The organism is Lactonifactor sp. BIOML-A5 (assembly GCF_009677585.1).
Lineage (GTDB): Bacteria > Bacillota > Clostridia > Lachnospirales > Lachnospiraceae > Lactonifactor.
This window is the reverse complement of record NZ_WKYV01000012.1, coordinates 1-25,211: the sequence shown is the minus strand read 5'-3', so window position 1 is coordinate 25,211 and position 25,211 is coordinate 1. Positions and strand designations below refer to the sequence as shown.

19 protein-coding genes are annotated in these 25,211 nt (G+C 48.0%); 3 read left to right on the top strand and 16 right to left on the bottom strand.

The genetic code is table 11. The annotated features are described in order from the left end of the window. Positions 1–31 precede the first annotated feature (31 nt). The 8 genes from GKG41_RS11145 to GKG41_RS11110 all read right to left on the bottom strand — a co-directional run bounded on the left by GKG41_RS11145 (position 32) and on the right by GKG41_RS11110 (position 14,350). Complete coding sequence (locus GKG41_RS11145; RefSeq protein ID WP_154258636.1) at positions 32–694, bottom strand: class I SAM-dependent methyltransferase; 663 nt, start codon at positions 692–694, stop codon at positions 32–34. 268 nt (positions 695–962) lie between these two features. Beyond that, complete coding sequence (locus tag GKG41_RS11140) at positions 963–1,952, bottom strand: ABC transporter permease (RefSeq protein WP_154258635.1); 990 nt, start codon at positions 1,950–1,952, stop codon at positions 963–965. A 4-nt stretch (positions 1,953–1,956) separates the two neighbouring features. Then, entirely contained in the window at positions 1,957–3,444 is a 1,488-nt protein-coding gene (locus GKG41_RS11135) for a sugar ABC transporter ATP-binding protein (RefSeq protein ID WP_347563310.1), read from the bottom strand. A 95-nt stretch (positions 3,445–3,539) separates the two neighbouring features. Continuing rightward, positions 3,540–4,673: a substrate-binding domain-containing protein gene (locus GKG41_RS11130; protein WP_154258634.1), complete on the bottom strand. Its 1,134-nt coding sequence runs from the start codon at positions 4,671–4,673 to the stop codon at positions 3,540–3,542. 21 nt (positions 4,674–4,694) lie between these two features. After that, on the bottom strand, positions 4,695–5,672 hold the full coding sequence (locus GKG41_RS11125) for a hypothetical protein (protein WP_154258633.1): 978 nt from the start codon (positions 5,670–5,672) through the stop codon (positions 4,695–4,697). A 464-nt stretch (positions 5,673–6,136) separates the two neighbouring features. Continuing rightward, complete coding sequence (locus tag GKG41_RS11120; protein ID WP_154258632.1) at positions 6,137–6,421, bottom strand: metal-sensing transcriptional repressor; 285 nt, start codon at positions 6,419–6,421, stop codon at positions 6,137–6,139. A gap of 219 nt (positions 6,422–6,640) precedes the next feature. After that, the gene (locus tag GKG41_RS11115; RefSeq protein ID WP_154258631.1) at positions 6,641–13,564 is read right to left on the bottom strand and encodes a family 43 glycosylhydrolase; all 6,924 of its coding nucleotides are present in this window, start codon (positions 13,562–13,564) and stop codon (positions 6,641–6,643) included. A 240-nt stretch (positions 13,565–13,804) separates the two neighbouring features. Then, positions 13,805–14,350, bottom strand: coding sequence for a hypothetical protein (locus tag GKG41_RS11110; protein ID WP_154258630.1), 546 nt, complete (start codon positions 14,348–14,350; stop codon positions 13,805–13,807). Positions 14,351–14,527: 177 nt separating this feature from the next. On the opposite strand from GKG41_RS11110, the gene GKG41_RS11105 reads away from it, so the two are divergent. Both GKG41_RS11105 and GKG41_RS11100 read left to right on the top strand, forming a co-directional pair. Further along, positions 14,528–15,214, top strand: a complete 687-nt coding sequence (locus GKG41_RS11105; RefSeq protein WP_154258628.1) for a response regulator transcription factor — start codon at positions 14,528–14,530, stop codon at positions 15,212–15,214. After that, positions 15,211–16,446 carry a HAMP domain-containing sensor histidine kinase gene (locus GKG41_RS11100; protein WP_154258626.1) on the top strand — a complete coding sequence of 412 codons (1,236 nt, stop codon included), beginning with the start codon at positions 15,211–15,213 and terminating at the stop codon, positions 16,444–16,446. Before GKG41_RS11105 ends, GKG41_RS11100 begins: the two co-directional genes overlap by 4 nt. On the opposite strand, the gene GKG41_RS11095 is transcribed toward GKG41_RS11100, so the two are convergent. The 8 genes from GKG41_RS11095 to GKG41_RS11060 form a co-directional block, all read right to left on the bottom strand. Continuing rightward, entirely contained in the window at positions 16,443–17,198 is a 756-nt protein-coding gene (locus tag GKG41_RS11095; protein WP_154258624.1) for a dipeptide/oligopeptide/nickel ABC transporter ATP-binding protein, read from the bottom strand. The genes GKG41_RS11100 and GKG41_RS11095 overlap by 4 nt on opposite strands. A 4-nt stretch (positions 17,199–17,202) precedes the next feature. Beyond that, positions 17,203–18,009: an ABC transporter ATP-binding protein gene (locus tag GKG41_RS11090; RefSeq protein WP_226902242.1), complete on the bottom strand. Its 807-nt coding sequence runs from the start codon at positions 18,007–18,009 to the stop codon at positions 17,203–17,205. Beyond that, on the bottom strand, positions 18,002–19,579 hold the full coding sequence (locus tag GKG41_RS11085) for an ABC transporter substrate-binding protein (RefSeq protein WP_154258622.1): 1,578 nt from the start codon (positions 19,577–19,579) through the stop codon (positions 18,002–18,004). The genes GKG41_RS11090 and GKG41_RS11085 overlap by 8 nt, the downstream gene beginning before the upstream one ends. 3 nt (positions 19,580–19,582) lie before the next feature. Then, on the bottom strand, positions 19,583–20,413 hold the full coding sequence (gene nikC, locus GKG41_RS11080) for a nickel transporter permease (RefSeq protein WP_154258620.1): 831 nt from the start codon (positions 20,411–20,413) through the stop codon (positions 19,583–19,585). After that, on the bottom strand, positions 20,410–21,357 hold the full coding sequence (nikB, locus tag GKG41_RS11075; protein ID WP_154258618.1) for a nickel ABC transporter permease: 948 nt from the start codon (positions 21,355–21,357) through the stop codon (positions 20,410–20,412). Before nikB ends, nikC begins: the two co-directional genes overlap by 4 nt. Continuing rightward, on the bottom strand, positions 21,354–23,072 hold the full coding sequence (locus tag GKG41_RS11070) for a succinylglutamate desuccinylase/aspartoacylase family protein (protein WP_154258616.1): 1,719 nt from the start codon (positions 23,070–23,072) through the stop codon (positions 21,354–21,356). Before GKG41_RS11070 ends, nikB begins: the two co-directional genes overlap by 4 nt. Then, positions 23,065–23,844: a class I SAM-dependent methyltransferase gene (locus GKG41_RS11065; RefSeq protein WP_154258614.1), complete on the bottom strand. Its 780-nt coding sequence runs from the start codon at positions 23,842–23,844 to the stop codon at positions 23,065–23,067. The genes GKG41_RS11070 and GKG41_RS11065 overlap by 8 nt, the downstream gene beginning before the upstream one ends. Positions 23,845–23,951: 107 nt before the next feature. Continuing rightward, a complete protein-coding gene (locus GKG41_RS11060; RefSeq protein ID WP_154258612.1) occupies positions 23,952–24,482 on the bottom strand; it encodes an FmdE family protein in 531 nt (176 codons plus the stop codon). A gap of 190 nt (positions 24,483–24,672) precedes the next feature. Between GKG41_RS11060 and GKG41_RS11055 the strand changes: the two genes are divergently transcribed. Beyond that, positions 24,673–25,062, top strand: a complete 390-nt coding sequence (locus GKG41_RS11055; protein ID WP_154258610.1) for a desulfoferrodoxin family protein — start codon at positions 24,673–24,675, stop codon at positions 25,060–25,062. Positions 25,063–25,211: the final 149 nt, after the last annotated feature.

Here is a 25,211-nt window from a genome sequence, read left to right as displayed (position 1 = left end):
GAATTCTTAGATTATTCTTTCAAGTCTCCACTCAATGCTTAGTCCCCATAAGCACAAACCACGGCTCATAGTTGTATCCAGGTCTTGTAAGCCCCGGCAGCTTTCTGATTTCTACTTCTGCAAAACCGCTGTTCTCCACCAATTCCCGCAGCTCCTCCATCCCGGCACTCATTATTTCCAGACTGCGGTCTGTTTCCCTGTCCTGATAAATATTATCTTTCCAGACAGTGAGTCCAACTCCATCCTGCATCCGGTTAAAACACATTACCTTTCCTCCCGGACGGATTACCCGGCACCACTCTTTCAGGGCCTTTTTGGGCTCTATCAGAGTCCAGAGCAGACGCGCGTTTATTATGTAATCCACAGAATCTTCCATAAACGGCAGTTCCAGTGCACTTCCCTCCATGTACACAGCCGGGGAACCGCATTTCTTTCCATGACGGACAGCATATTTCATCATCTCCCTGGACAGGTCTATGCCCACGGTGGGATAGCCCAGCCGGGCAGTCATATTTGCCAGAAATCCTGTTCCAGTTCCCAAATCCACTATACTTTTATTGGTATCCTTTCCTATAAGCTCTGATAAAGTGGTTTCCCACGCCTTGCTGTCTTCCGTGTCATGCTCCTTATCAAATTCAGAAGAATGTTCATCCCAATAGTCACCAATTACCTTTATTACATGATCCAGTCCCATAGTCTCCTCCTTGCGTATTGCCAGTCCTGTGCCGTCTATTTCACAATTGGCATATGCACAGCATAAATCCTGGTATTTTTCTTTGCAAGCCCCCCTATGGGTGATAAATACACTTTTTTTCTGACGCTTTTTCCGGGGCTTTTGGGGACCTTTTTTCCTGTCCCTATCCCCATCCGGGGGTGTCCGCCTTCCCAATTCAGCACACCGCAGAACAAGATCTTGGTGTCAGAAAAAAAGGTGCGACTCATCAGTCACACCCTTTCTTTATTTAAGCTCTTTGTGCAGCTTTCTTTTTCTTTGAAAAAATTCCCGAAACTTTCTGCTGTACAACTTCAAGATATACAGCTACGATAATAATCAATCCGGTTGCAATATACTGATAGAAGGTGTCCATGCCTACCACTACCAGTCCGATTTTAAGTGCCGAGAGAATCAGAGCACCCAGAACTGTCCCCAGTATGCTTCCCTTTCCTCCTGCCAGACTGGTGCCTCCGATTGCCGCAGCCGCGATTGCATTCAGTTCGTATCCCTCGCCGCCTGTAGGCTCCCCTGTTCCCAGCCGGGCAAGCGTTACCATACCGGCCATTGCCGCGCCCATACTGCATAGCATGTATGCCATAATCTTAAATTTATCTGTGTTCACACCGGAAAGCTTCGTTGCCTCTTCATTTGACCCAATTGCATATATGTACACACCAGTTTTTCTTTTCTTGAGAATAAATGAATATACCACTGCCATCAGCACAAGTACGATCATTGACATTCTCAGATTCGGCACTATCGAATACTGGAATATCTGACGGAATTCCTTCGGAATATTCAGCACTGGCCAGCCACCGGTAATTAAGTAGGCAATTCCCCTGAGAACACTGTTTGTTCCCATTGTGGCAATAAATGGCTGCAATTTCATTTTTGTGACAAGCAGACCGTTGATTGTTCCGATTAATGCCCCGAGCCCCAGGCCTATGACTACAACAGCCAGAGGCGGTACTCCCGCCACGGCAAGCCTGCCGCATGTGACAATACTGACCGCCATGGCAGAACCCACCGACAGGTCAATGCCTCCCGTGATAATAGCGCAGGTAACACCGATTGCAAGAAATCCGTTTACCGTCCCCTGCTCCACAATATCCATCAAGTTGCTGATCTCTAGATATCTTGGAGCTATGGCAGAAAATATCACAATAATAATCATAAGTGCCAGCAAAGTGGATAATTCCCGCGTATATGACTTCATGACTTTTCTCAACTTTTCCATCTCACTACTCACCTATCGCATGTCCCAGCAATACAGTTTCACTGAACTCGTCCCTGTTTACCTGAGCCGACATGCGCCCTTCCTTTAATACAATAATTCTGTCACTCATCCCAATGACCTCAGGAAGCTCCGAAGAAATCATAATAATCGATTTTCCTTCCGCCACAAATTCTTCCATCAAAGCATATATCTCAGCCTTTGCACCCACATCCACTCCCTTGGTCGGCTCATCGAAAATAAGGATATCTACACTTGTTGCCAGCCATTTTGCCAGGATTACCTTCTGCTGATTTCCGCCTGACAAATTCTGTGTCAGATGCTCCGGGTCCATAATGTTGAGCTGTACCTTATTACCATAGGTTTCAAAGCTCTTATAAATAAGTTGTTTATCTAAACCGATCCCCTTATAAAAAGAAGGAAGGGCTGCCAGCCCCATATTCATGGCATTGCTCATAACAGGGACAAAACCCTCACTCTTTCTATTTTCCGATATCAGGCCAATTCCATTTTTAAGTGCATCCTGAGGAGATTTTATATCTGTCGGTTTCCCATGTACGAAAACCTCCCCGCTTATTTTTTTATCTATTCCGAAAACAGCCCTCATGACTTCCGTGCGTTTGGCGCCCACCAGGCCTGAAACGCCAAGGATTTCGCCTTTGTGAAGTACGAAGCTGATATCACTGAAACCATTCCCACAGAGTTTCCGAACATCCAGCACAACCTCCTCCTGCACACAGGATGGTTTCAGTCGTACAGCATAGCTGGAAACATCACGCCCAACCATATTTTTAATCAATTCTTCCTTTGTGATGTCCGCAACCTTTGTTGTCATGATATAAGTCCCATCCCGCAGGATCGTTGCCCGATCGGCAATGCGGAAGATCTCATCCAGTTTATGGCTGATATACAGTATTGTAATTCCTTTTTTCTTTAAGTCTTCAATAATTGCAAACAATTTCTCTGTCTCTGCATTAGAAAGAGATGCCGTAGGCTCATCAAACGATATAATCTTTGCATTATGATAAAGCGATTTGGCTATGGCTATCATCTGGAGTTCCCCCACACTCAGCCCGCTGATGCTGTCTTTACTTTTGAACCTGCAGCCCAGCTGTTTTAGTATTTCATCTGTTTTTCTGTAAATGTCCTGATAATCCAGCATCCCGTGCTTCTGCATTTCAAACCCCAGTGCGATATTCTGTCCTACGGACAGACATTCTACCATATGTATCTCCTGATGTACCTTTGCAATTCCATACTTCAGCGCCTCGACAGGGGTCTCAAAGTTCACTTTCTCTTCCCCTATATAAACGTCTCCGTCTGTAGCAGTAAAGACACCGTGGAGAATATTCAGCAGTGTCGATTTTCCTGCTCCGTTTTCCCCGAGAAGTGCATGTACCTCCCCTTTTTTTACCGAGAATGACACTCCTTTTAAAGCATAAACCCCGGGAAACCTTTTCTGTATATTATCAAAACGAATCATCGTATCACTCACAAAACACTGCTCCTTTCTGATTCGGCCGCCTCTGGAAGATGCAGCCAAAGGCAGCCCTGCCGGGCATAACAGCACCGGCAGACAGCCAGCCCCTTTTATTCAAATACCGGATTTTCCCATCCCAGATTTTCTTCTGCTGTGTTATCTACATTCTCAGAATCCAGCATCTTACTGGGTGTAAATACAACACGCGGCACATCTTGTCCGATCATCCAGCGATAACAAACTTCAGCTGCCATATATCCCTCATAGTATGGGAAAGAATCAATTGTCGCTGCCATCTCTCCCGCACGGATGGAGTCGTATGCTTCTGACTGTCCGTCGCACCCAACTACATAGATATCCTTATTCAGCTCCAGATTTGCCTCTTTCACCGCTTCAACGACCCCAAGGGCCATGACATCATTATTGCAGAAAATTGCTTTCAGCTCTGGGTATGTCTTCAGAAAGGTAGCCGCTACATCCTTTGCCTTGGAGCGGTCCCAGTCAGCATTTTGCTTGGCAACAACCTCGACGTCCTTATTGTTCTCTTTAAACCAGCCTTCAAATCCTTCCGTTCTGTTTCTCGTCACACCTGTTTTCGCCATCCCCATGACGATTGCGACTTCTCCTTTTCCGCCTATTTTCTCGTTTACCCATTCTGCCGCGATCTGTCCCTGTTCCAGGGAATTGGGTCCCACAAACATGTCTGCGCCATTAAATTCATTATTCACTGCAAATACCGGGATATCCGCATCATGGGCCGCCTCGATCCCCGGAAGGCAGTTAGCGTCAGAAATAGGTGATAAAAGCACAGCATTCACACCCTGCCTCACTTGATCCTTCAGGATAGAGAGCTGCCCTTCTTCATCATCCTCTCCCATAGGGGATGTGGTGTCTACTGTAAGCTTCCTGCCTGCCGTTTCTGCGTCCTTTGCAAATCCTTCATACCCGTTAGCTATTTCCTGCCACACTACATTTTCAAACGCTTTTACATTTCCCGCAAAACTGAATTCTTTGTCTGATGCCGCAATATCTCCCGCTTTTTCCCTTAGCTCTTCAAAAGTAATGGCATCCTCCTCTTCGAGGGGATTAAATGTCTCATCCGTGGATGCCCATTTCGTACCTCCGGATTCTTTTGATGCGCTCTTACTGTCTCCCTCTGAATCTCCATTTGAACTTCCACATCCGGTAAAAACAGCTGACACTGTCAGCACTGCGCATAACAAAAATGCAACCTTTCTCTTCATAGCTTTTCCTCCATATACTTTTTAATTAGTTAATACTAAGTTAACTCGTTGTCTTCCAAGGGCTCTCCCCGGATTTTCCCGTGTAATCCGGCGTATTTCCTCCTCCGTAAAGCCACATTCCTTTAATCTGGGAATAAATGTCTTTAGAATATAGTCCATTCCATATCTGCCGCCGTATGATTTCAGCCGATCTGCAGTGGGATCTGTGGAAATCAATATCTGGTCTAAAAAGCCCCTGCCCACCATGTGTTTAAGCATCCGGATTTCCGTTTCGTTATCATGAAATTCAAATAGGGTTATGGTATCATATTCCATAAACACTCCGGTTGAAGCTATCTTTTCATGTATGTCCAGATCCTTTACCTGCCTGTCTGCATGGCATATAAGAATCCGTTCCGGTGCAAGTCCCAGATCATTCAAATACTGTATAGCCTCCAGAGCGCCTTTCCCATACTCTGTGTGGAGCATGAGAGAAGTTCCTGTTCTTGCTGCCGCACGACCTGCCGCCCTTAAAAGGACTCTGGTTCTTCCTCTTACCCCTTCTTGTGTCAGCATTGCCTTTACAAGACCGGCTTTAATATCTGTCTGGTAAGAAGGCCAGCCATAGCATCCGCCCAGAAACATTCCCTCTGTTAATTCCCTTACGAATATATCCTCTAGTTTTTCTTCCGGAGTATCCCATATCCAGTGGTCCTTAGTATAAAACACAGGGATATGATAGCCTGTACACGCAATGATCTGTACTCCGGAAACCTCTGAGGCTGTTTTCAGGGCAAGGGCATCCCTTCCCGTGGCAAGTGGGTTTGCATCTACTAAAGTGTTCCCTCCCGCCTCTTTATAAAGCTTTAGTTCGTTTATGGACGCAGCCAGATTGTTGATCCGCAATTCCGGATTTGTAAGCAGTGCCGGGGTCTGCGTGATGTACACATGCTCATGCGGCTGGCAGTGCCCTGCATCTCTTACATCTGACTGTCCGGTCACGGTTTCTATTACGCTCATTCTTATCCCTCCCGTGGAATTTCACTTTTGTTAGAAACACAAACTGTGACATATCTAAGCCTTACTATTTCCTTACTTTTACTTCGTTTTTATTTATAAAGACTATATCACAAATGAAAATATTTTTCAATAGTTTTATTTTATTTTGTAAATAGTTTTCAAGTTGCAATTATTTTTTTGTGCATTTTTACAAAGAATATTTCATTTATTGCTGGTATTAACTGGAATCCATTGAAAACATATTACATGTGTCAAGATATTGATTGTATATTTTTTTCATTAATAAGTGAAACACAGTTCCGTTATCTAACCTTTTCACCTGCGCCGGCCCCATCTGCCTGATATGCCCCAGCGGGTATCCGTACAAAGAAGTTTTTTTGTTTCGTCTCACATAAAAAAGGATGCTTCAGAGCAAATATATCTTCGCTCCCAAGCACCCTTTTTTAATATTTACTTAAACCCTTCTACTTCATAAAACTATCTATCGATTTATTCAATTTATGGATGGAGTCCCGTTCCTCTCCGTCAACAGCATTCCTTACGCTCTGAGTGATATAGGTTTTTAAAATTTCCTTGCCGGTATTATTCACTGCTGACTTTACTGCAGAAAGCTGAATGAGGACCTCACTGCAGTCTCTCCCCGTTTCAACCATAGTGCGTATAGACTTCATGTGGCCGATGACCTTAGATAACCGATGAACGATGGCTTTGTCATATCCTGTAATCTTATCCTCTTTTCTGTCTTCCATGTATACTCATCCTTTTTGGTGGAGGCAGCGGGGTACCATCGCCCCATGGTCCCCCGCCAGTGAATTCTATTTTCTCTCTGTTATCCTGGCTGGTTTAAGGATACTACACCGCAAGATGTTTCTCAAGCCTCCCCGGGGGTTAAAATTTATACAAATTCCCCCATACAGCAGGCATATGCCTGCCCTATGGGGGAATCTCTTCTTCATTATTCAGCTAGGCTATTTTGTCTTAGTCCATACGCCTGAACTATTCACATAATACTTGCCAATCCAGGTATTTGCAGCCATTGCTCCGTTATCTTTTAAGTAATACCATTTTCCGCTGACCTGAATCCAGCCGGTAGCCATTGAGCCGTTGCTGTTCAAGTAGTACCAGGTTTTTCCGTCCAGCAGCCAGCCCGTAGCCATAGCCCCGCTGCTCTTCAGATAGTACCAGGTCTTTCCGTCCAGCAGCCAGCCCGTCGCCATCGCTCCGTTAGCTTTCAGATAGTACCAGGTCTTTCCGTCCAGCAGCCAGCCCGTCGCCATTGCTCCGTTGGCCTTCAGATAGTACCAGGTATTCCCTTCTGACAGCCAGCCCGTTGCCATCACACCATTCTCTCTCAGATAATACCACTTGCTGCCGTCCAGGATCCAGCCAGTTTCCATGATGCCATCCCTGTTAAGATAATACCACTTGCCGCCGTCCAGGATCCAGCCGGTCTGCATATATCCTTCTCCATCAAAATGGTACCACTGGCCACGGATCTGTCTCCAGCAGTTCTCAGCATATGTGCCGTCACCGTTGCTGTATTTCCACTTGCCATTCTCTGCCACCCAGTGAGGCTGCAGCTTTTTCGTCACGGTAATCTTTGCACTACCCTGATTTCCCTTGCTGTCCTCTGCTGTGACAGTTGCGGTTCCCACTCTCACACCGGTAACCACACCGTTCTGATCCACTACAGCAATTCTGCTGTTTGAGGAACTCCATGTGAGTTCTCCTTCATAATTACCTGCCGCGGTCAGAGGCAGACTGCTCTCTGCGGGTATCACTGCCTCTGCGGGTGTTATCTTGATTTCTACCGGTTCTTCCACGTCACCACTTACCGTTACTGTTGTTGTAATGGTACGGTTTTCTGGTGCAAGCTCTTCCTCTGCTGTCATATAGAGTACCGGTGTCCCGTCTGCCGCAAAGTTAACTGATTTTGCTCTCGCATGACGTCCCGGATCATCTAATCCGCCGTCTCCAGGGCCTAACTTCTGCCCTTTGGTACGGGCATGATATACAATAACAGGATTTCCTGCCTGATCCACGGTAAAGGAATTGTGGCCAGGTCCTACCTGTGTATTGCCCAGTTCATCATTGCCGAACACTTCACAGTCTGAGGTTGTAAAGATTGGGTATGGATTCTTCGTCCAGCTTTCCTGATCCAGAAGATCAGAAGAAGCGTCTGCGCTCAGCATGCCTACGCAGTACTTATCATCCACGGTAGCTCCTGAGAAGCACAGATAAACCTTACCGTCATTTTGTATCACTGCCGGACCTTCGTTAATATACTGTCCGGCGTTCCATTCCCATGCAAAGTCAGGTGAGGAAAGCATAACCTTTTTGCTGGTTAGCTTGCTGGGATTGGAAGGATCTACTGTGGCAATGTAAATATTTGCAGATCCCGGTTTCTCGGACCATGCATAGTAGCTCTGTCCGTTTGTCTCAAAGTATGTCATATCAATAGACAATCCCTGATAGTCCTGATCTCCTTCTACCAGATCCACTCTCTGCGCTTCCCCCCAATTGTCAGGGTTCATCACTCCGCCTTCTGCCGTACCTTCACAGGTTATAATATGCGGCTTCAGATTCCATACATTATTCTCCACCAGGCTCGCGGTAAACAGCACACACCAGGTATCCCCAATCTTATGAATCTCCGGCGCCCAGATGTATCTTCCCTGAGGATGATCTTTTTCATCCCAGATGACGATCTCTTCCGCATCCTTTAATCCATTGATGGTCTTTGCCGTTCTCAGCACAATCCTGTCATATCCCTCCGGATCGTTTACTTTTCGGGTTGGATAAGAAGCAGTGAAATAGTAGCAGTCATTTTCTTCATCGTAAGTAACACACGGATCTGCGCGCTCCTCAATAAGAGGATTGAAATATTCCGTCTGGGCTACTTCTCCTGTCACCTGATAAGTACCCGGTTCATTCAGTTTTACACTGCCGGTATCCCATTCAACAGCCATATCCTTTGAGGATCCGTCACTGTAAGAAGCGGTTACCTTAGAGGGCAGTTCAATATCTCCGCCTTTCTCTACCGTCACCCCATCCACAGAGCTGATTCCGGTATTCTTAATTCTGCTGTATTTCTTTGTCACTGCATCGTATTCTGCCTTTGTTACCTCAAAAGCATTAGACTCCCCTTTTACTGCATTCCCCGGCAGAGTCTGAGTAATTCCAAATAAGCTGTCCGGTTTAGCCGCTTCTTTTGTCTCACCAAATACATTAAAGTCTTTGGTACCTGTCACATAGGATTTTCCATCGCTTCCATCCCAGTAGATCTTATATGTTTCTGTTGATCCATCATAGATACATACCGGATTTTTCACTTTCTTGCCGGGTGCCAGCTCTGCCTGCTTCCCATTGGTAAAGCTAATCAGATCCCCGGACTCATAGATCAGCACCGAACTGCTGTCGTTGTTGACCGATGCAATTAATCCATAGGTTCCGTCTGCCTTTCTGAACAAGCTTGGAGACCCCATCTGGGTACCGCCGTTTCCATACAAAATGGCTTTCCCGTTATTTAATGCCTCATACGTTCCATCCTTCAAAGCTGCCAGGAACAACGCGTCAGACCGCTGGGTATTTCCTGTTGTCACATAGGTGAGCAGGGAGCTGTACTTCTCTACAACTACCAGCTTGAACTCCCTCTTTGCACTTGCCTGATTCTGGGTCAGGGTTGCGGTAAGAGTAACTTCCTGGCTGCCTTTTCCTGCCTCTGGCCTGGTAACCGTCCCGTCCTTTTTAATAAGCTCGCTGCTGGAGCTCCATGTGATAGGGATGCCGTCAATGTCTGCGGGAAGTTTCACATTAGAGGTTACAAAGTACGTATTCAGATCAATTTCTTGTGCTTTTAGCATCAGATCCTTGGAAGGATCATTTTCTAATACTGTAATGACAAATTCTTTTGTTACACTCTGTTCCAGATTAGTAACCGTTGCTGTCAAAGTGATCTTGGCATCGCCTTTCCCTTTGGCAGGGCGGGTTACTGTTCCGTCCTTAGCGATCACATTTTCATCCGAAGAAGCCCATGAAATCGTGGAACCGTATGCACCCTCTGTAATAAGCGCAATGTCATCCACAACCGTGGTCTTGTCCATCTGAAGTGTCAGTGCGTCCAGTTCCGCCAGACCTTTTCCGTATTCCTTGCTTATATCATCCTGAGTCCAGACATCAGCAGAAACCTTAACGTTGCGCACCTGGCCTTTGTAAAACATGTCATTATAGGAAGAACGTCCAATATAAGCTACCAGTTCCTCCCCAAAATCACTTACATTTCTCGCTGTTTTCACAGAGCCAACTTTTTCACCGTTAAAATATGCGGTGATAAATCCAGGCTGGATTACTGTTGTATAGAGGCCCCAGGAGTCATCCGTCACAGGACCGTTTACACCATTCTTTCCATCCGTTGGAGAGAATCCATACTCTGTCATATATGGCTGGCCGGCATTCACACTGTTGGTTACTACGGATTTCATTCTTCCGCTTGGATTGCAGGGGTTCAGCAGCCAATACTGGAGAGGAAGGCTCTCTGTTGTTCCGAAGAACATAGCAGCATAATTTCCCTTTCCGGTCTGATTTTTCAGCCATACTGAAATTGTCAGAGTATCCTGGTTGTCGAACATACCGGTAGGAAGCTGTACATATCCGGCACTGCTTCCTGCTGCCCCTCCGGGAAGTGTCATCGTTCCATTTTCAACCGCGGCCCCTTTTCCTTTAATCTCTCCGTCATTTCCTTTTCCGGACATATCCTTGACGATATTGCCTTCCACGCTTGAAAAATCATAGTTCAGAATCAATTCCTTTTCGTCAACGACAGGCTCGCCTTCCACAACTACCTCTACAGAAACTTCTTTGTTCTCCGGAAGCACGGCCTCATCTGCGGTCATATCCAGCACAGGCGTTCCGTCTACAGACCAGTAAACTTCACGGATGCCCGCATGGCGTTTTCCTCCGCTGTTCTGGGGAAGTGCATGGTATACATTTACATAATTGCCGTCCTCATTCACGTAATAAGAGTTGTGCCCGGGACCATATTCTCCGGGTACGGATTCCGACAGAAGAAGAGGATAATTGCTCTTCTGCCAGCTGTCCGGATTCAGCATATCATCGGCATTGGTACAGGCAAGCATACCGACACAGTAGGAAGGATTTACTCCCGCTCCTGAAAAGGTGATAAAAAGCTGTCCGTCTTTATTTCGTATCGCAAACGGTCCTTCATCCACCGGTGTGGTATTTCTGTCCCATCCATAATCCGGAGCGCATAGCCTTACCGGATCGCTGGTGAGCTGGTATGGTTTTTCCGGATCGATCGTAGCAATCATAATATTAGAGGACCATGTAGGATTAATCCGGCGCTCTGCCCATACTACATAGGAAACACCGTTCTCCTCTATGTAAGTCATATCCAGTGTAATTCCCTCACTGTACAGGGCACTTCCATCCTTTCTGACTACCCGTACCGGAGCCTCCCAGTTGTCCGCATTGGTGGGATCTGCATCCGGTGTTTTTAATTTCATCAGTCTGCACTGCACCGCATTCCAGGCTCCATTGGTAGATGCAGCAAAGAATATATACAGTTCCCCATTTACCACATGCAGTTCCGGCGCCCACAGGCACCCGGACATATCACCGCCGCCGGTTTTGTTCAGGATTAAATGATCCTGAGCATTCTTCAGCTCACTGACTGTTTTTCCGCTGCGGATATACAGTTTGCCCTGCCCATTTTCATCTGTGGCAATGAAATAATACTTACCATTGTAATGTAAAATATTAGGATCTGCCCGATCCTGAATTACCGGAAAGTCAATATCGGACTGGCGAATGGTGCCCTTAACCGTATAAGTACCCGGCTGATTCCAGTTCACATCTGTTGTATCCCAATCAACAGAACGCTGGAAGGTCTGTCCGTCACTGTAGGTAAGGCTGGCCTTAATACCAGATAGGTCAGCTGCTTCCCCGGTGCTGGTGGTAATCTGTTCCTGATTCAGGGAGACACCAGTATTAACAATTTCTCCAAGACGGTTCTGCAGACGCTCTGCCTCTGCCTTTGTGACAGGAATCACATTCCCGGATTCTGCATTAGGAATGCCAAGGTCTGCACTTGCTTTATCCGCCGCAATGCTCTCCTTCGGTGTGTCATCGCAGGATAAACTGTTCAGATCCCCTATGGTATTGCTGTATGTATTACCATCTTCCCCCTTCCAGGTAATGCGGTATTGATCCTTTGCGCCGTCGTATTCACAGGCTGGTGCTTTGATGAGCCCTTCTGTTTTCAGATCAATCATACCAATTTCCCGGTAATCAATTAAGTCCTCTGATGTGCAGAACAATAATTTTCCTGCATCCTCCGCATCTGTGCCTGAGGTCTGTGCTCTCACAGCCACAATGCCAAAGGTGCCGTCCGGCATACGGAAGATATAAGGTTCTGAGAGAATCTTGGATTCATCCCCCTCTGCATCTACATTGTATGTTTTGGCAAAAAGCAGCCCCATGTTGTTGTGCAGTGCTTCGTAGGCCGAACCATCCGCGCTCAGAGCAAGATGCATGCTTTTTCCGATTTCTTTGTTGCTCGTACTTCTTGTGTAGCCTGCCGCCAGAGAAGCCCCTGTTTCCGCCACCTGTACCTGAAACTGTTTGGACTGTATGCCCTCTGCTCCCAGGTCGATCTGGGCAGTGAGCGTTACTTTTTCAAAGCCGGATTCCGGCCCGTGGAGAACTCCGTCATCACCAAGAATGGCCTGATTGTCACTGGTCCAGGTAATAGCTCTTCCCTCAATGGACTCCGGAAGAACAGTGTGTTCGGAAATGGTATAGGGCAGACTCAGCTTGCCCAGTATATATCCGGACACTTCGCTCTGGGGAAGGGTGTGTACCGGAAACTCCCTTTGGACTGACCGCCCGCCGATTGACAGGGTTGCTGTCAGTATGGCGTCTTTTGCCTCATCTCCCAGAAATACTTCACCGGTCGTACTGATCACGGTAGGGTCAGATGTCTCCCAAGTAATTGCTGTTCCATTGGCGCCCTCAGACGGCAGTTCCAGATTATGAGTCACTGCGCTGAGTTCTCCCAGATCCAGCTGGCCTTTGGCATCCTCCAGCAGGCTGTCAATAATGGGCTCTGTAACTGTTTCTGTGTCTTGATAGACATCCGCCACGCCCTGAGCATCCAAGGCTTCCCCGTAGACACGGAAATCCTGGAAGGTTCCGGAATAGTCCGGGTCATTCAGATAGTTTGAACACCCGATGTATGCTTCCAGCACATCCCCGAATTCAGCGACTGTCTTCGTCTTCTCTGCAGTTCCTATCAGTCTGCCGTTCACATATCCTTCCACTGAGTCAGGCGTCAGTACTGTGGTGTAGTGCACCCACTTATTCTTATAGACCGAAGTATCATGTGCCGCTACTCCCGCTTCTGTCTCCCATGGCTTTGTCTCATTGTCGGAATCTGTAAACACAGATTTAAAGAGATTGTTTGGGTTTGTTGGGTTGAACAGCCAATAATTGGTGGGAACGCTGTTGGCGTTTGCCGGTGTCCCGAAAAATAGCGCTGCATAATTCCCCTTATCTGTATTACTCTTCAGCCATACAGATATCGTCAGATTATCCTCTCCCTGAAAGATCTCTCCCGGCAGCTTTACATAGTCGCGCCGTTTACCTCCCCCCGGAAGATACAGGCCGTCTTCCCCCACAGTGGCCCCGCCCACAAGTTCTCCGTTAAAATCGTTTCCGCTGTAATCACCGACATCCTCTGTGAGGGGATACCAGGCCAGTGGTGTTGGTTTTGCACCGCCTTCCAGCTCATTCGGTGCAGCTCCTGCAGGAATGCAGCAGCCCACAGTCATAATCACCGAAAGCATCCAGGCGATCGCTCGTTTTGCCTTCTTCATGTTTTCCTCCTTTTTCCTCTTTGCTGAGACACTCCCTGCTTTCTTCTGTCTGCAGCAAAGGCTATTTATCTGTAAACTGGCAGCAGCCAGCGGACAGATCGCAGTCCATTTTGTACTATTTTATATTTTATCAGTTCATTTTCAGATTTTCGTCGGACTACGATTGGAAAAAGGTTGGATTCTTTACTGAAATTTAAGAAATAAATGCATCCCTATATTTGGAAGTTTTACGTTCTGCGCCTAGTCATCAATACCAAAGAGATATTCCAGCTGTTCTTCACTCCCATCCAGCTGATCCTCAAGGGAATCTATCTCCCGGTCTTTTGCCCGGTATTCCTCACGTGTCATGGCTCCCTGTTCGTACTGAGCCTCAACAGTATCATCCCAGTCATCCAGATTGCGATCTAAGGCGTCAATCTCCTTTTTCAGTTCCCGGTATTGGGCGAGCTGCTCTTCCTTTGTTCCGGCAGGCTTTGCAGCCTTCACTTTTTCTGCCGCAGCGCTGACCGACTGCGTCAGTTCTTCCAGGGAGGGCAGTTCCGGCGTTACCTGGGGCTCCGCACCGGATTGCGTTTCTGATGTGCTCTCCCCCGGCTTATCTGCCGATTCTGTTCCGGTATTTTCTGTCTCCGTATTCTTCTTTTCAAGGTCTGTAACCTTTTGTTCCAGCTGTTCCACCTGGTTTTCCAGCTCTTTTTCACGGCCGTCATCCCCGCAGCCGCTGAAAAGAGTCACAGATACCAAGAGAGCAGCGGCGGCAAATGTGCCAATTTTTTTCGCTTTCATATTAGCATCCTCCTTTTATGGATAGTATTTAGTATTTATATTTTCATCATACAGGGAAAAGATTAAAACAGTATTAAAACGCAAATTTTAATCAGAATTTCATTTTTATGCAATACAATTAAGGAAATCAGACAGGTTGTGGTATATAATAAACATTAACAGGAAAAGGAGGAAGATATGAGAGTATTAGTCGTAGAGGATGAAGTCAATCTGCTTACTATTATAAAAAAGAGACTGCAGAGGGAATACTACAGCGTAGATGCCTGTGCAGACGGGAAGGAGGCTCTGGATTTCGCAGAAGTGACAGCCTATGACGCAGTCATACTGGACATTATGCTGCCGGGTATATCCGGACTGGAGGTACTCCGGAAACTGCGGGCGGAGGGTAACCCTGTGCCAGTACTTCTGCTGACCGCAAAGGACAGCATAGAAGACAGGGTCAGAGGACTGGATCTGGGGGCAGATGACTATCTGGTGAAGCCATTTGCCTTTGAAGAGCTTCTTGCCAGAATCCGTGTCATGATACGACGGGGCGTGCCCTGTGAATCCTCCGGAGAAGTAAATGTACTGGAAGCCGCGGATCTGAAGGTAGACACAAAGAGCCACCAGGTATGGCGGGGAGGACAGCAAATCGAGCTGTCTTCCAGAGAGTATGCCGTACTGGAATATTTAATGAGAAATCAAGGAATCGTTCTCTCAAGGCGCGCCATAGAAGAGCATGTATGGAGCTATGACTACATGGGCGGCTCCAATATGATTGACGTCTACATCCGTTACCTCAGGAAAAAACTGGATGACGGATTTGAAGAGAAGCTGATTCATACGGTTCGGGGAAGCGGTTATGTGCTGAGGAGAGACTCATGAAAAAAATGTCAGTTAAGATGCAGATAACACTGTGGTATGCCTGCTTCGTGATAGCCATTTCCCTGTTTGTTCTGGGGATTGTGGCCTCCTTGTCGGAAAGCCTGCTGCTCTCCGGCACAGAGAAAGACTTAATTGAACATGTGCGCGAATTCGCAGATGATATAGATGTGGATGATGAAGAAGAGGAAACCAGTGATTTTTATGATGGCGGATTCTTTTTCAGCATATATGATACTCAGGGACGGCTGACCGGAGGGAGTGTCCCTGCTGATTTTCCCCTGGATACTACCTTAAAAAATCTTAAGGTACAGAGTATTAAGGGGGAAGGCCATCGCTGGCTGACATACGATATGGCTATGACTCATGAGACACAGGTCGTCTGTTGGGTAAGAGGTGTGGCCTCACTCAGCGCATTTTCACAGATTAATTCCATTCTGCTTAACCTGCTTTTTATCGTATGTCCTCTACTGGCAGTACTGGCAATCATCAGCGGGTATTTTGTCACGGGAAAGGCACTGAAACCCGTAGAGGCAGCTCTTGAAAATGAAAAGCGCTTCACTGCCGACGCCTCTCACGAACTGCGCACACCCGCAGCTGTAATTCTGTCCCAGTGTGAGTATGCCCTTCTCCCGGATACTACCAGAGAGGAAATGATCGAATGTATAGAAGTGATACTGGGCCAGAGCAGAAAAATATCTGCCCTCATCTCTCAGCTTCTTATGCTTGCCCGGCAGGATTCGGCCAAGGAAAGGCTGGAGCTGGAGCCAGTAAACATAAGTATGCTGACTGAGATTGTTGCCGGCGAACTGGAAGAGTCCGCATCCGGAAACAATATTCATCTGAGTCTGGAATTAGAGGAGAGTCTGGTTGTGAAGGGAGATCAGAATCTGCTCATGCGCATGATGGTTAATCTAATAGAAAACAGTATTCAATATGGAAAACACGGAGGTTCCACGTGGATAACTCTTCGAAAAAAAGGGAGTTATGTGGAGGGCTGTGTGCGAGATGACGGCATAGGCATTGCACCGGAGCACCAGAAAGACATCTGGAAACGTTTTTATCGGGAAGATAAAGTCAGAAAAGGAACAGAGGAAACCCATTCCGGTCTGGGACTTTCTATGGTTCTGTGGATCGTCGAGGCTCACGGAGGGACAATCCGGGTTGACAGCAGGGAAGGAGAGGGAGCAGCCTTTACCTTTCTTCTCCCACTGCTGAAAATGGATACCCCTTAAAACACCGAATCCACTAATACTCTGGTATATTCCTCCCTGGGGGAGCGAATCACCTCATCCGGTGTGCCCTCTTCTATAACCCTTCCCTGGTACATCACCAAAACTCTGTCGCACATGGCCTGTACCAGTGCCAGATCATGGCTGATCATCAGATAAGACATCTGTGTATCCCTCTGAAGCTTTTTCAGCAGATCTACAATCTGGGCCTGCACAGTGACGTCCAGAGCACTGGTGGCCTCGTCACAGATGAGAAGTTTCGGGGAAACCGCCAGTGCTCTGGCAATGGCAGCACGCTGGCACTGGCCGCCGCTGACCTGATGGGGATATCTGCCTGCATATTCTGCCTCCAGCTCTGTCATCTCCAGAAGCTCCCGAATACGCACCTGCGCTTCCCTCTTTTTCAACCCCTGGTTGCACAGTGCCTCCAGGATACCGTCCTCCAGTTTCTGTCTTGGGTCAAAAGAATCCTGAGGTGTCTGAAACACCATCTGTATGCAGGAATAAATCCGCTTCCATTCTTTTCTCCCCGCATCCAGGATCTCCCTGCCCTCCAGCCGGATGCTTCCGCTGTCTGGTTTCTCCAGGCCTGTAATAATCCTCGCCGCAGTGCTTTTCCCGCACCCGCTCTCTCCTACCAGGCCCAGGCATTCCCCTTCTCCTACTGAGAAGCTTAGTCCATTCACTGCCATAAAAGGCTGTTTCCCCTTATAATATGTTTTTTTTACATCAAGGACTTCTAAAATATTTTTCATATCCTCACCTCCGGTTCAGACGCAGCACAGCTCCCAGAAGTTTTCTGGTATAAGGATCTCTGGGAGAATGGATCACTTCGTGCTTTGTACCATACTCTACCAGTTTTCCCTGGCACATGACCGCTATGTTGTCTGCCATGTGCTCCACAACACCAATATTGTGGGTGACTATAATAATACTGGTCCCAAAGGTATCCCGCAGTTTCATCATTTCCCTCACCACCTGCGCCTGTATGGTAACATCCAGGGCACTGGTAGGCTCATCTGCCAGGAGCAGAGCAGGTTTAAGAATCATGGCCATCATAATCCCCACCCTCTGGTTCATGCCCCCCGACAGTTCAAAAGGATAACTGTCCAGTATCCGGCTGCCCTCAGACAGCTTCATTTTCTCGAAAAGCTCCATGGCTCTGCGGCGTACCTCTGTACGGCTGACCCGCTCGTGCTGGAGCACTGCCTCATAGAGCTGATCTCCTATCTTACGGATCGGACAAAGAGATGCTCCCGCATTCTGGAATACCATCCCCATCTCAGGGCCGCGAATATTCCTAAGTTCCTCCGGTGTCCCATGCAGAAGCTCCTCCCCTTTGTAATAGATCTTTCCCTCTGTCACAGCTCCCTCATTACCCAGCAGTCCTATAATCCCTTTGATGACTGTACTTTTTCCGCTCCCGGACTCCCCTACAATCCCAAGAATCTCCCCTGGCGCCACTTCTAAGGTTAAGCCGTGCACCACGGGAGTTCTGCGGTAGCAGATTTCTACCTGTTCCAGTTTTAGCAGCGGCTGTTTCATATCTGCCTGTCCTCTATTCATAATCAAGATTTGCTGTGATTTCATAGTAATCTGACGGATGGGCTTCAAATCCTGTCACGTTTGCCTTCATAGCAAAGGACATTTTCAAATGGGACGCAAAGATAAAGCCTCCGTCATCCAGGAGAATTTGCTGCATCTTCACCGCCAGTTCTCCCCTTTTTGCCGGGTCAAATTCTCCGTGGAGCTGTGTTTCCAATTTTTCCAGTTCCTCATTATAATACTTCCCCCTGTTCTTGGCAGAGTCCTTCAGGCAATGGGTGGTAAAGAAATATTCGGGATCTCCCGTAGGCGCTGTCACAAAGGCGCTGGCATAGATATCCCACTCTCCCTTATCCAGAAAATCCTGCTGATTTGCCGTATTGTTTACCTCCACCTTTATACCCATTTCTTTTAAGGTTGCCTGTGCGGATTCAGCCAGAAGCGGCAGCTCCTGGCGCCCCGGATACGTAAGCCAGCGGATAACCAGAGGTTCTCCCCCTTTATCCACGTACCCATCGCCGTCTGTATCTGTATAGCCGGCTTCCTCCAAAAGCTTTTTTCCTTCCTCCGGATTGTATTGGGGCGCATTCACCGCTTCATTTCCAAAGGAAAAGTTAGAGGGGAATATCCCCACTGCAGGTGTCCCGTTGCCCCCAAGCAGTCCTGTAGTAAAGCCCTCCTTGTCAATCCCCATAGCAATTGCCTTTCGCACCCTGCCATCCTGGAGAGCCGGCGTATCATAGTTCAGCTGCGCAAAAAATACCCGTGAGGTGTTTACAGAACTCACCTTATAGCTTTCATTCTCCTGGAACAGAGGCAGACTTGCATAAGGCAGCCCCTGAGCGGCATCTATTTCCCCGGACTGAAGCGCCATGGTAAGAGTATCACCGTCAATAATCTCTTTTACATTTACCCTGTCCATCTTTACCTCTCCGCCCCAATATTCAGGATTCTTCCTGAGGCTTATCTCCGTATCCGAAACATTCTCTGCGATAAACGGCCCGGTTCCGGCCACGTTTTTATCCTCTGTCACTCCATATTCCATATCAATAATTGCACCGTAAGGATCGCTCAGATAATTCAGGAGCGCAGGAACCTTTTCCTCCGATGTTATCGTTACTGTCAGGCCGTCTGCTGCAATCTCCTTGATCTTCAGATCCCCGGGAGCCCTGTCATGCACTGCCACAAGGTCTTCCAGGCATTCCTTCACCGCCTGGCCGTCCATCTTTCGTCCGCTGGAAAACATAATATTATCCTTCAGTGTAATCTTAACCGTATACTCATCCACCTGTTCATAGCTCTCTGCCAGCCAGGGCTCTAATTCCATATTTTCCGTAAATTTAAACAACGTCTCCCCCACGCCATAACGCACTGCGGACCAACCGGAGTAATTGTCATGAGGGTTTAGACCTGTATTTCCCATCTCTACTCCGTAGGCAGTGGTTCCATAGTTAAATATCTTCTCCCCCGCCTGGGCCGTGGTCCCTTGTTTCTCTTCCTCTGCCTTTTTATCCCCGGAATCTCCGCATCCGGCAAGAATTCCCGCTGCCATAACAGCGCAAAGCAATACTGCTGTCAATCTTCTCTTCATTCCTTATCTCCTCTCCACATGTTGTACCGACTGTCTTGGATCCATCACATCTCTCACAGTGTCTCCCAGCAGATTAAATAGCATTACTGTTACAAATATAGCGCATCCCGGAGCCAGAATCACCCACGGTGACGTCTGAAGCATACTGCGCCCGCTGCTCATCATCGATCCCCACTCTGCGATGGGAGGCATGGCCCCAAGCCCCAAAAAGGAAAGGCCTGCAATTTCCATCATCATAGTACCGATGTCCAGTGTTGCTGTCACCAGAACAGGCCCAAGTATGTTGGGAAGTATATGTCTGAATACAATCTTTGTTCCCCCTGATCCGGACAACCTGGCCGCGGCCAAAAACGGGGCATCTTTGATCATAAGCACCTGGCTTCTCGCCAGCCTGGCGAACTTTGGCCAGGAGATGCAGGCCAGAGCGATCACCGCATTGAGTATTCCCCCTCCCAGAACTCCCGCCACCGCTATGGCAAATACCATACCGGGAAAAGCCAAAAAGATATCTGATATCCTCATGATCAAAGAATCCAGCTTTCCTCCCCGCCAGCCGCAGAACAGGCCCACAGACGTACCCGTGACTGTTATCACCGCCACCAGCAGGAGCGCGGAGTAAATAGTCGTCTGTGAACCCATAATCACCCTGGACAACATATCCCTTCCATACCGATCTGTCCCCAGCAGATGACTGCCCCCGGGAGCCTGCAGGGCCTGGGACAGATTCTGTTCATAAGGATCAAAGGGAACCAGATAAGGAGCAAAGGCCGCAATTCCCAGGAGCAGAAGAACCAGTGCAAGCAGAACATACAGCTTTACTTTTTGTCTACTCATGCAGCTTCCTCCTGTCCCAGACGTATTCTCGGATCCAGATAATGATAGAGGATATCCGTGATAAGATTGACTGCCACATAGATTACAGCCATCCAGATTACATAGGCCTGTATCACCGGGTAGTCCCTCATAGTAATAGCATCCACCGCCATTTTTCCCACACCGTCCCACATAAAAATGGATTCTACAATAGCCGTTCCTCCCAGAAGTGATCCGATAGACAGAGCCAGAAGCGTCACAATGGTAAGCATAGACGATTTCAGGACACTGAAGTATAGGATCCTCCCCTCTCTTACCCCTCTGGCCCTTGCCCCCATTACATATTCTTTGTTCAGCTCCTCGAGCACAGAGGCTCTCACTTGTCGGGTATACTTAGATGCCATAGCAATGGCAAGAGTCAAAGTAGGGAGAATGATACTTTTCCAGCCCTGCGCATTCCCCATAACCGGAAACCATCCCAGCTTCAGTGCAAAGAAATAAATCAGCAGCAGGGAAACAAAAAAGTTAGGCAGGGAGTTTCCGATAAAACTCAGGAAACGAATAAGGTAGTCCAAAAACCGGTTTTGCTTCACTGCTGCAAGAACCCCCAGGGGAACAGACAGCAGAATGGTCACAATCACAGAGGATATGGTAAGAGCAATGGTTGCCGGCAGTTTTTGCACAAAGGAAGAAAATACAGGTTTTCCAGACACATAGGACTTTCCCATATCACCGGTAAGAACCTGTCTCATCCAGACTGCATATTGCTCAAGAAACGGTTTGTCCAGTCCAAGCTCCTCTCTGGCTTTAGCCTTTGCCTCCTCCGACAGCACCCCGCCCCTGTTTGCCTCCAGTACGTCCACCGCATCTGCGGAGGCGCTGTGCATAAGTGCAAACGAAAGGAGTGTTATTCCCAGCAAGATGGGGATCAGCTGCAGCAGCCGTTTTGCTATATATTTTTTCATACAGTATTTCCCTTTTTTCCACAAATCATAAACATAGGCGTGGGATTATAGAAAGCATCTTTTTCCAGATATACCTTTTTACTCACTCCCAGGTCAATTTCAAACCTTTCCAGACCAGTTCGCCCCAAAACCTCCAAGTCCCAGGCCGGACGCATATAGGTACTGATCGGCAGCTGACGCTTAATTTCTTCACACTCCCGCATCATCTCATCTCCCACCTCAAAATGAGCATGGTTTTCCGGAAGCTCCGAAGTATCAGAAAAATCTGAAGCCCCGTAATTTGCGTCAAAGTTCAGAAGAATCCCCTCCGGCTTCAGCACGCGGCACCACTGCGTATAAGCTTTTTCCGCATCCGGAAGAGTCCAGGTGAGGTTCCTTGAGATCACAACATCAAAGGTTTCGTCGTCAAAATCCAGTGCCTCCGCATCCATCACCAAAAATTTGCAGCCTGCCTGCTGTTCTCCGGCCAGCTTTCTGGAGTTCACCACCATCTCAGGCGTCAAGTCTGTCCCAATCACCTCATGTCCCCGTCTGGCCAGAAGAATGGAAAAAAAACCGCTTCCGCAGCCCACATCCAGTATCTTCAGCCTCCTTCCAGTGCCAATCTGTTCCTCTATCCTTTCCATCCAACGCCTGGCCAGAGGACTGTCAAGCTCCGCCCTTCTCTGTTCCAGAAAGCTTTCACTTCGTTTTGTCCAATACTCAGTAATTCGTTCTTTTCTGTCATCATGCCGTCTCACAATCCTGCCGTAGGCTATCATAGGACCATCTTCCAGTACCTGCAGACTGCCCGTCTGATAAAGAATCACACCATCGTACTCCGCCCGGCACACTTCCAGAAGTTCCCCTTCGTAATCTCTCACAACCCCCAGTTCCTCTCCGCCCCGGATCAGATCCCCAGGCATCTTTCTGGGATACCAGAACCCCGTATGCTCCGCGGCCTGATACACAATGTCCGATACATCCAGAGGATAATAGGTTCTGTACCCCCGCTGCCCCCGGTAAATCCCCAGACTGCATAGAATACTCCGCACATCCCGTTTGGTTGACTGCACCTCTTCCGGTGTCCAGGTGCCCATGCCGCCCCGTTCAATCAGGACCCCGGGAATTCCTCTGGATGCTGCATAATTATACGCGCCTCCGGTAGACACTGTGGAGCGGACCATATAAGGAACGTCCACCTGCTCCGCCATTTTTCTGGAGGCCTCCACAACCTCCGGACTGGCCTTTCCTGCATAATACACATAGGGTGCCAGCTGTTCATAGTCATCGCCGCTGTGCAGATCGATGTAATAATCTGCTGCCCCAAAGAGTTCCTCTGAAATTGCCCAGGCCAGCTGCTGAGTCTCACTTCCCTGGGAATCCCCGGGAAATTCCCGGTTCAGATTTCTGCCGTCCTCCGTGCCCATACTTCCGGCCCGGTGTTCAAATGCCCGGCGGCTCACTGCCTTTACAATGATAACTGTTCCCTGCAGCTTCTCTGGCTTAAGGCTCTGCGACAGCTCCACAGCCGCCTGAATGCCTACATACTCTCCCCCATGGATGCCTGCTGTAATTACTACGGTTTTTCCCTCTTCTGTCCCATGGACGACAGCAGCCGGAAGGGAGAATTTTCCTCCGGCCAGTTCCAGTTCTCCGCTTATACGTTCTCCCGGACTTAGGGAAAGCCCCTCCAGGCAAAATTTTCTGATGGTATTTTCCGTTTCTTTATGCATGTACATCTACCTGTCCTTTACTCCCCAGAATCATAAACATCGGCGTAGAGCCATAATTCAGCTTTTCTTCTTTGCTCCACACCCGCCTCCAAACATCCATATCAGCCCTTATCTCACAGAATCCAATCCTGTCCAATACGCTTCGATCCCACTGGGGCCTCTGCATCCGGGACAGAGGAACCTCTAAAGCAATTTCCTCCATTGCGTCAATATCTGTACAGAGATAGTGGTCGTCCAGCTGATATTGTTCCACATTTTTTCTGTCACGCTCATATCCCTCACGCTGGCTTTCATCGTAGAGATATCCATACCAGTTGGCATCAAAATTCAGCAGACGTCCGCCTGGCCTCAGCACCCGGTACCACTCCTTATACGCCTGTACCGGCCGCTCCAGATTCCAGGTAAGATTTCTGGAAATAATAACATCAAAGCTCTCGTCCTCGAATTCCAGGTTCTGTGCATCCATCCGGTAAAAGGAGATACGTTCTCCGAGAGGGCCGGCATTCTCCGCAGCCTTGTGCAGCATTTCCTCTGTGTAATCCACTGCCGTCACATAATACCCTGCCTCTGCCAATATCACAGGGAAAAATCCGGGACCTGTTCCGATATCCAGAATCCTCAGTTCTTCTTTGGGGACCTGCGGAAACTGCCCGGTGAGCGTCCCAAGCCACGCTTCCTTCTGCATGCCCTCCAGTTCTTTATGGTTTACTTCAGAGTACCCCTCGGTACGGGTGCTCCAATATTCTGCAATTTTTTCCAATAATTCCGCCATAGTATTCTCTTTTTCTCCAATTTATTTTATAGAATTACTTTAACAAATCAAAAAGGGCGCCACAAGCCCCATGGGGGGATAGCGGCACCCATTCTTTCCTGAGGTTCCTAAAGCCCAAATCTGTCATATGTATGCCAGCAGTCCAGACACACATATCTGCCATCTTCTATGCGCAGCATGGATTCTGCCGTATTCTCATGACATACTTCGCATTCGTAAGACTTAAAGATTCTGGCTCGTTCCGGAAGCTGCATTTTAGCCTCCTTCACATCAAAAAGCTCTTTGGGGGATACATTTTTTACTGTATTCTCCCAGTCTCCTCCCCGTTTTCCACGGTTTGTTTTCAGTACCAGCCGCACTGCGGTCCCTGCGGATCGGTTATAAAAGGAATACGCCTGCTTTCCCCTCAGCCGGAACAAAAGATTTCCTTTTCCCACACTGCATCCCAGTATCACCTGGATGGCATCCACTCCGCAGGAGTCATTTTCCGTCACACATACCACCTCTTCATCATCTGAAAATCCCAGCTCCAGCAGCTCAGCCGCATACAGGGCAGCCTGATATCCAATGGCCAGCCCTCCGCACTCATGTCCGTGAAATGCTGCGCATTCCTTCCACAAAGTCTCCCTGTCTTTCATCCCAGCACCTCCTGCATTATCCTACTTCTATCTTCATACCTTTGATTATACACACCCTCTCTTTTCTGCCGCAAGCCTCCCCGGGGGATTGACTCCTCTTATATAGAAAAAAGAATGATTTCAAAAAAACTGCGGAAACTATAAGCGTCATCTTCATGAGACATATTATAAAATTAAGGAGGGCTATATTATGGCGAAAAAAGAACCTGCCTTTTATGCCTGTGATAAGTGCGGCATTATGATCGAGGAGATCTGCGGGGAGAAAGAAGAATTTTCCTGCTGCGGTATTCCTTTGAACAAGCTCACCCCCAACACATCTGACGGGGCACAGGAAAAGCATCTGCCGGTTGTAGAGTGCAGCGGCAATCAGGTAACTGTCAAAGTAGGCAGCGTGTTCCATCCCATGTCTGAAGAACACAGCATTGAGTGGGTCTATCTGGAAACAGAAAAAGGCTGCCAGAGAATTAATCTGAAGGCTGACGAGGAACCTGTAGCAGAATTTTTCCTATGTGACGGCGACCGTCCGGTTGCCGCATACGCATACTGCAATCTTCACGGTTTCTGGAAAACCACAATCTAAATATGCCAAAAGGCAGCAGCAGCATCAATGATAATCATTGATAGCTGCTGCTGCCTCAGACTGTAGACAAACTGGTTTTGGGCTTTGTATCCCAGAGCCAGTTTTCTTTTATTAACCAAATTGCGTTCCAAATAAAGTTTGTGTAATGG

Coding starts and splice junctions, on each gene's coding strand:
- GKG41_RS11145 (WP_154258636.1), bottom strand. CDS start 694: ATGGGACTGGATCATGTAATAAAGGTAATTGGTGACTATTGGGATGAA.
- GKG41_RS11140 (WP_154258635.1), bottom strand. CDS start 1,952: ATGGAAAAGTTGAGAAAAGTCATGAAGTCATATACGCGGGAATTATCC.
- GKG41_RS11130 (WP_154258634.1), bottom strand. CDS start 4,673: ATGAAGAGAAAGGTTGCATTTTTGTTATGCGCAGTGCTGACAGTGTCA.
- GKG41_RS11125 (WP_154258633.1), bottom strand. CDS start 5,672: ATGAGCGTAATAGAAACCGTGACCGGACAGTCAGATGTAAGAGATGCA.
- GKG41_RS11120 (WP_154258632.1), bottom strand. CDS start 6,421: ATGGAAGACAGAAAAGAGGATAAGATTACAGGATATGACAAAGCCATC.
- GKG41_RS11115 (WP_154258631.1), bottom strand. CDS start 13,564: ATGAAGAAGGCAAAACGAGCGATCGCCTGGATGCTTTCGGTGATTATG.
- GKG41_RS11110 (WP_154258630.1), bottom strand. CDS start 14,350: ATGAAAGCGAAAAAAATTGGCACATTTGCCGCCGCTGCTCTCTTGGTA.
- GKG41_RS11105 (WP_154258628.1), top strand. CDS start 14,528: ATGAGAGTATTAGTCGTAGAGGATGAAGTCAATCTGCTTACTATTATA.
- GKG41_RS11100 (WP_154258626.1), top strand. CDS start 15,211: ATGAAAAAAATGTCAGTTAAGATGCAGATAACACTGTGGTATGCCTGC.
- GKG41_RS11095 (WP_154258624.1), bottom strand. CDS start 17,198: ATGAAAAATATTTTAGAAGTCCTTGATGTAAAAAAAACATATTATAAG.
- GKG41_RS11090 (WP_226902242.1), bottom strand. CDS start 18,009: ATGAATAGAGGACAGGCAGATATGAAACAGCCGCTGCTAAAACTGGAA.
- GKG41_RS11085 (WP_154258622.1), bottom strand. CDS start 19,579: ATGAAGAGAAGATTGACAGCAGTATTGCTTTGCGCTGTTATGGCAGCG.
- nikC (WP_154258620.1), bottom strand. CDS start 20,413: ATGAGTAGACAAAAAGTAAAGCTGTATGTTCTGCTTGCACTGGTTCTT.
- nikB (WP_154258618.1), bottom strand. CDS start 21,357: ATGAAAAAATATATAGCAAAACGGCTGCTGCAGCTGATCCCCATCTTG.
- GKG41_RS11070 (WP_154258616.1), bottom strand. CDS start 23,072: ATGCATAAAGAAACGGAAAATACCATCAGAAAATTTTGCCTGGAGGGG.
- GKG41_RS11065 (WP_154258614.1), bottom strand. CDS start 23,844: ATGGCGGAATTATTGGAAAAAATTGCAGAATATTGGAGCACCCGTACC.
- GKG41_RS11060 (WP_154258612.1), bottom strand. CDS start 24,482: ATGAAAGACAGGGAGACTTTGTGGAAGGAATGCGCAGCATTTCACGGA.
- GKG41_RS11055 (WP_154258610.1), top strand. CDS start 24,673: ATGGCGAAAAAAGAACCTGCCTTTTATGCCTGTGATAAGTGCGGCATT.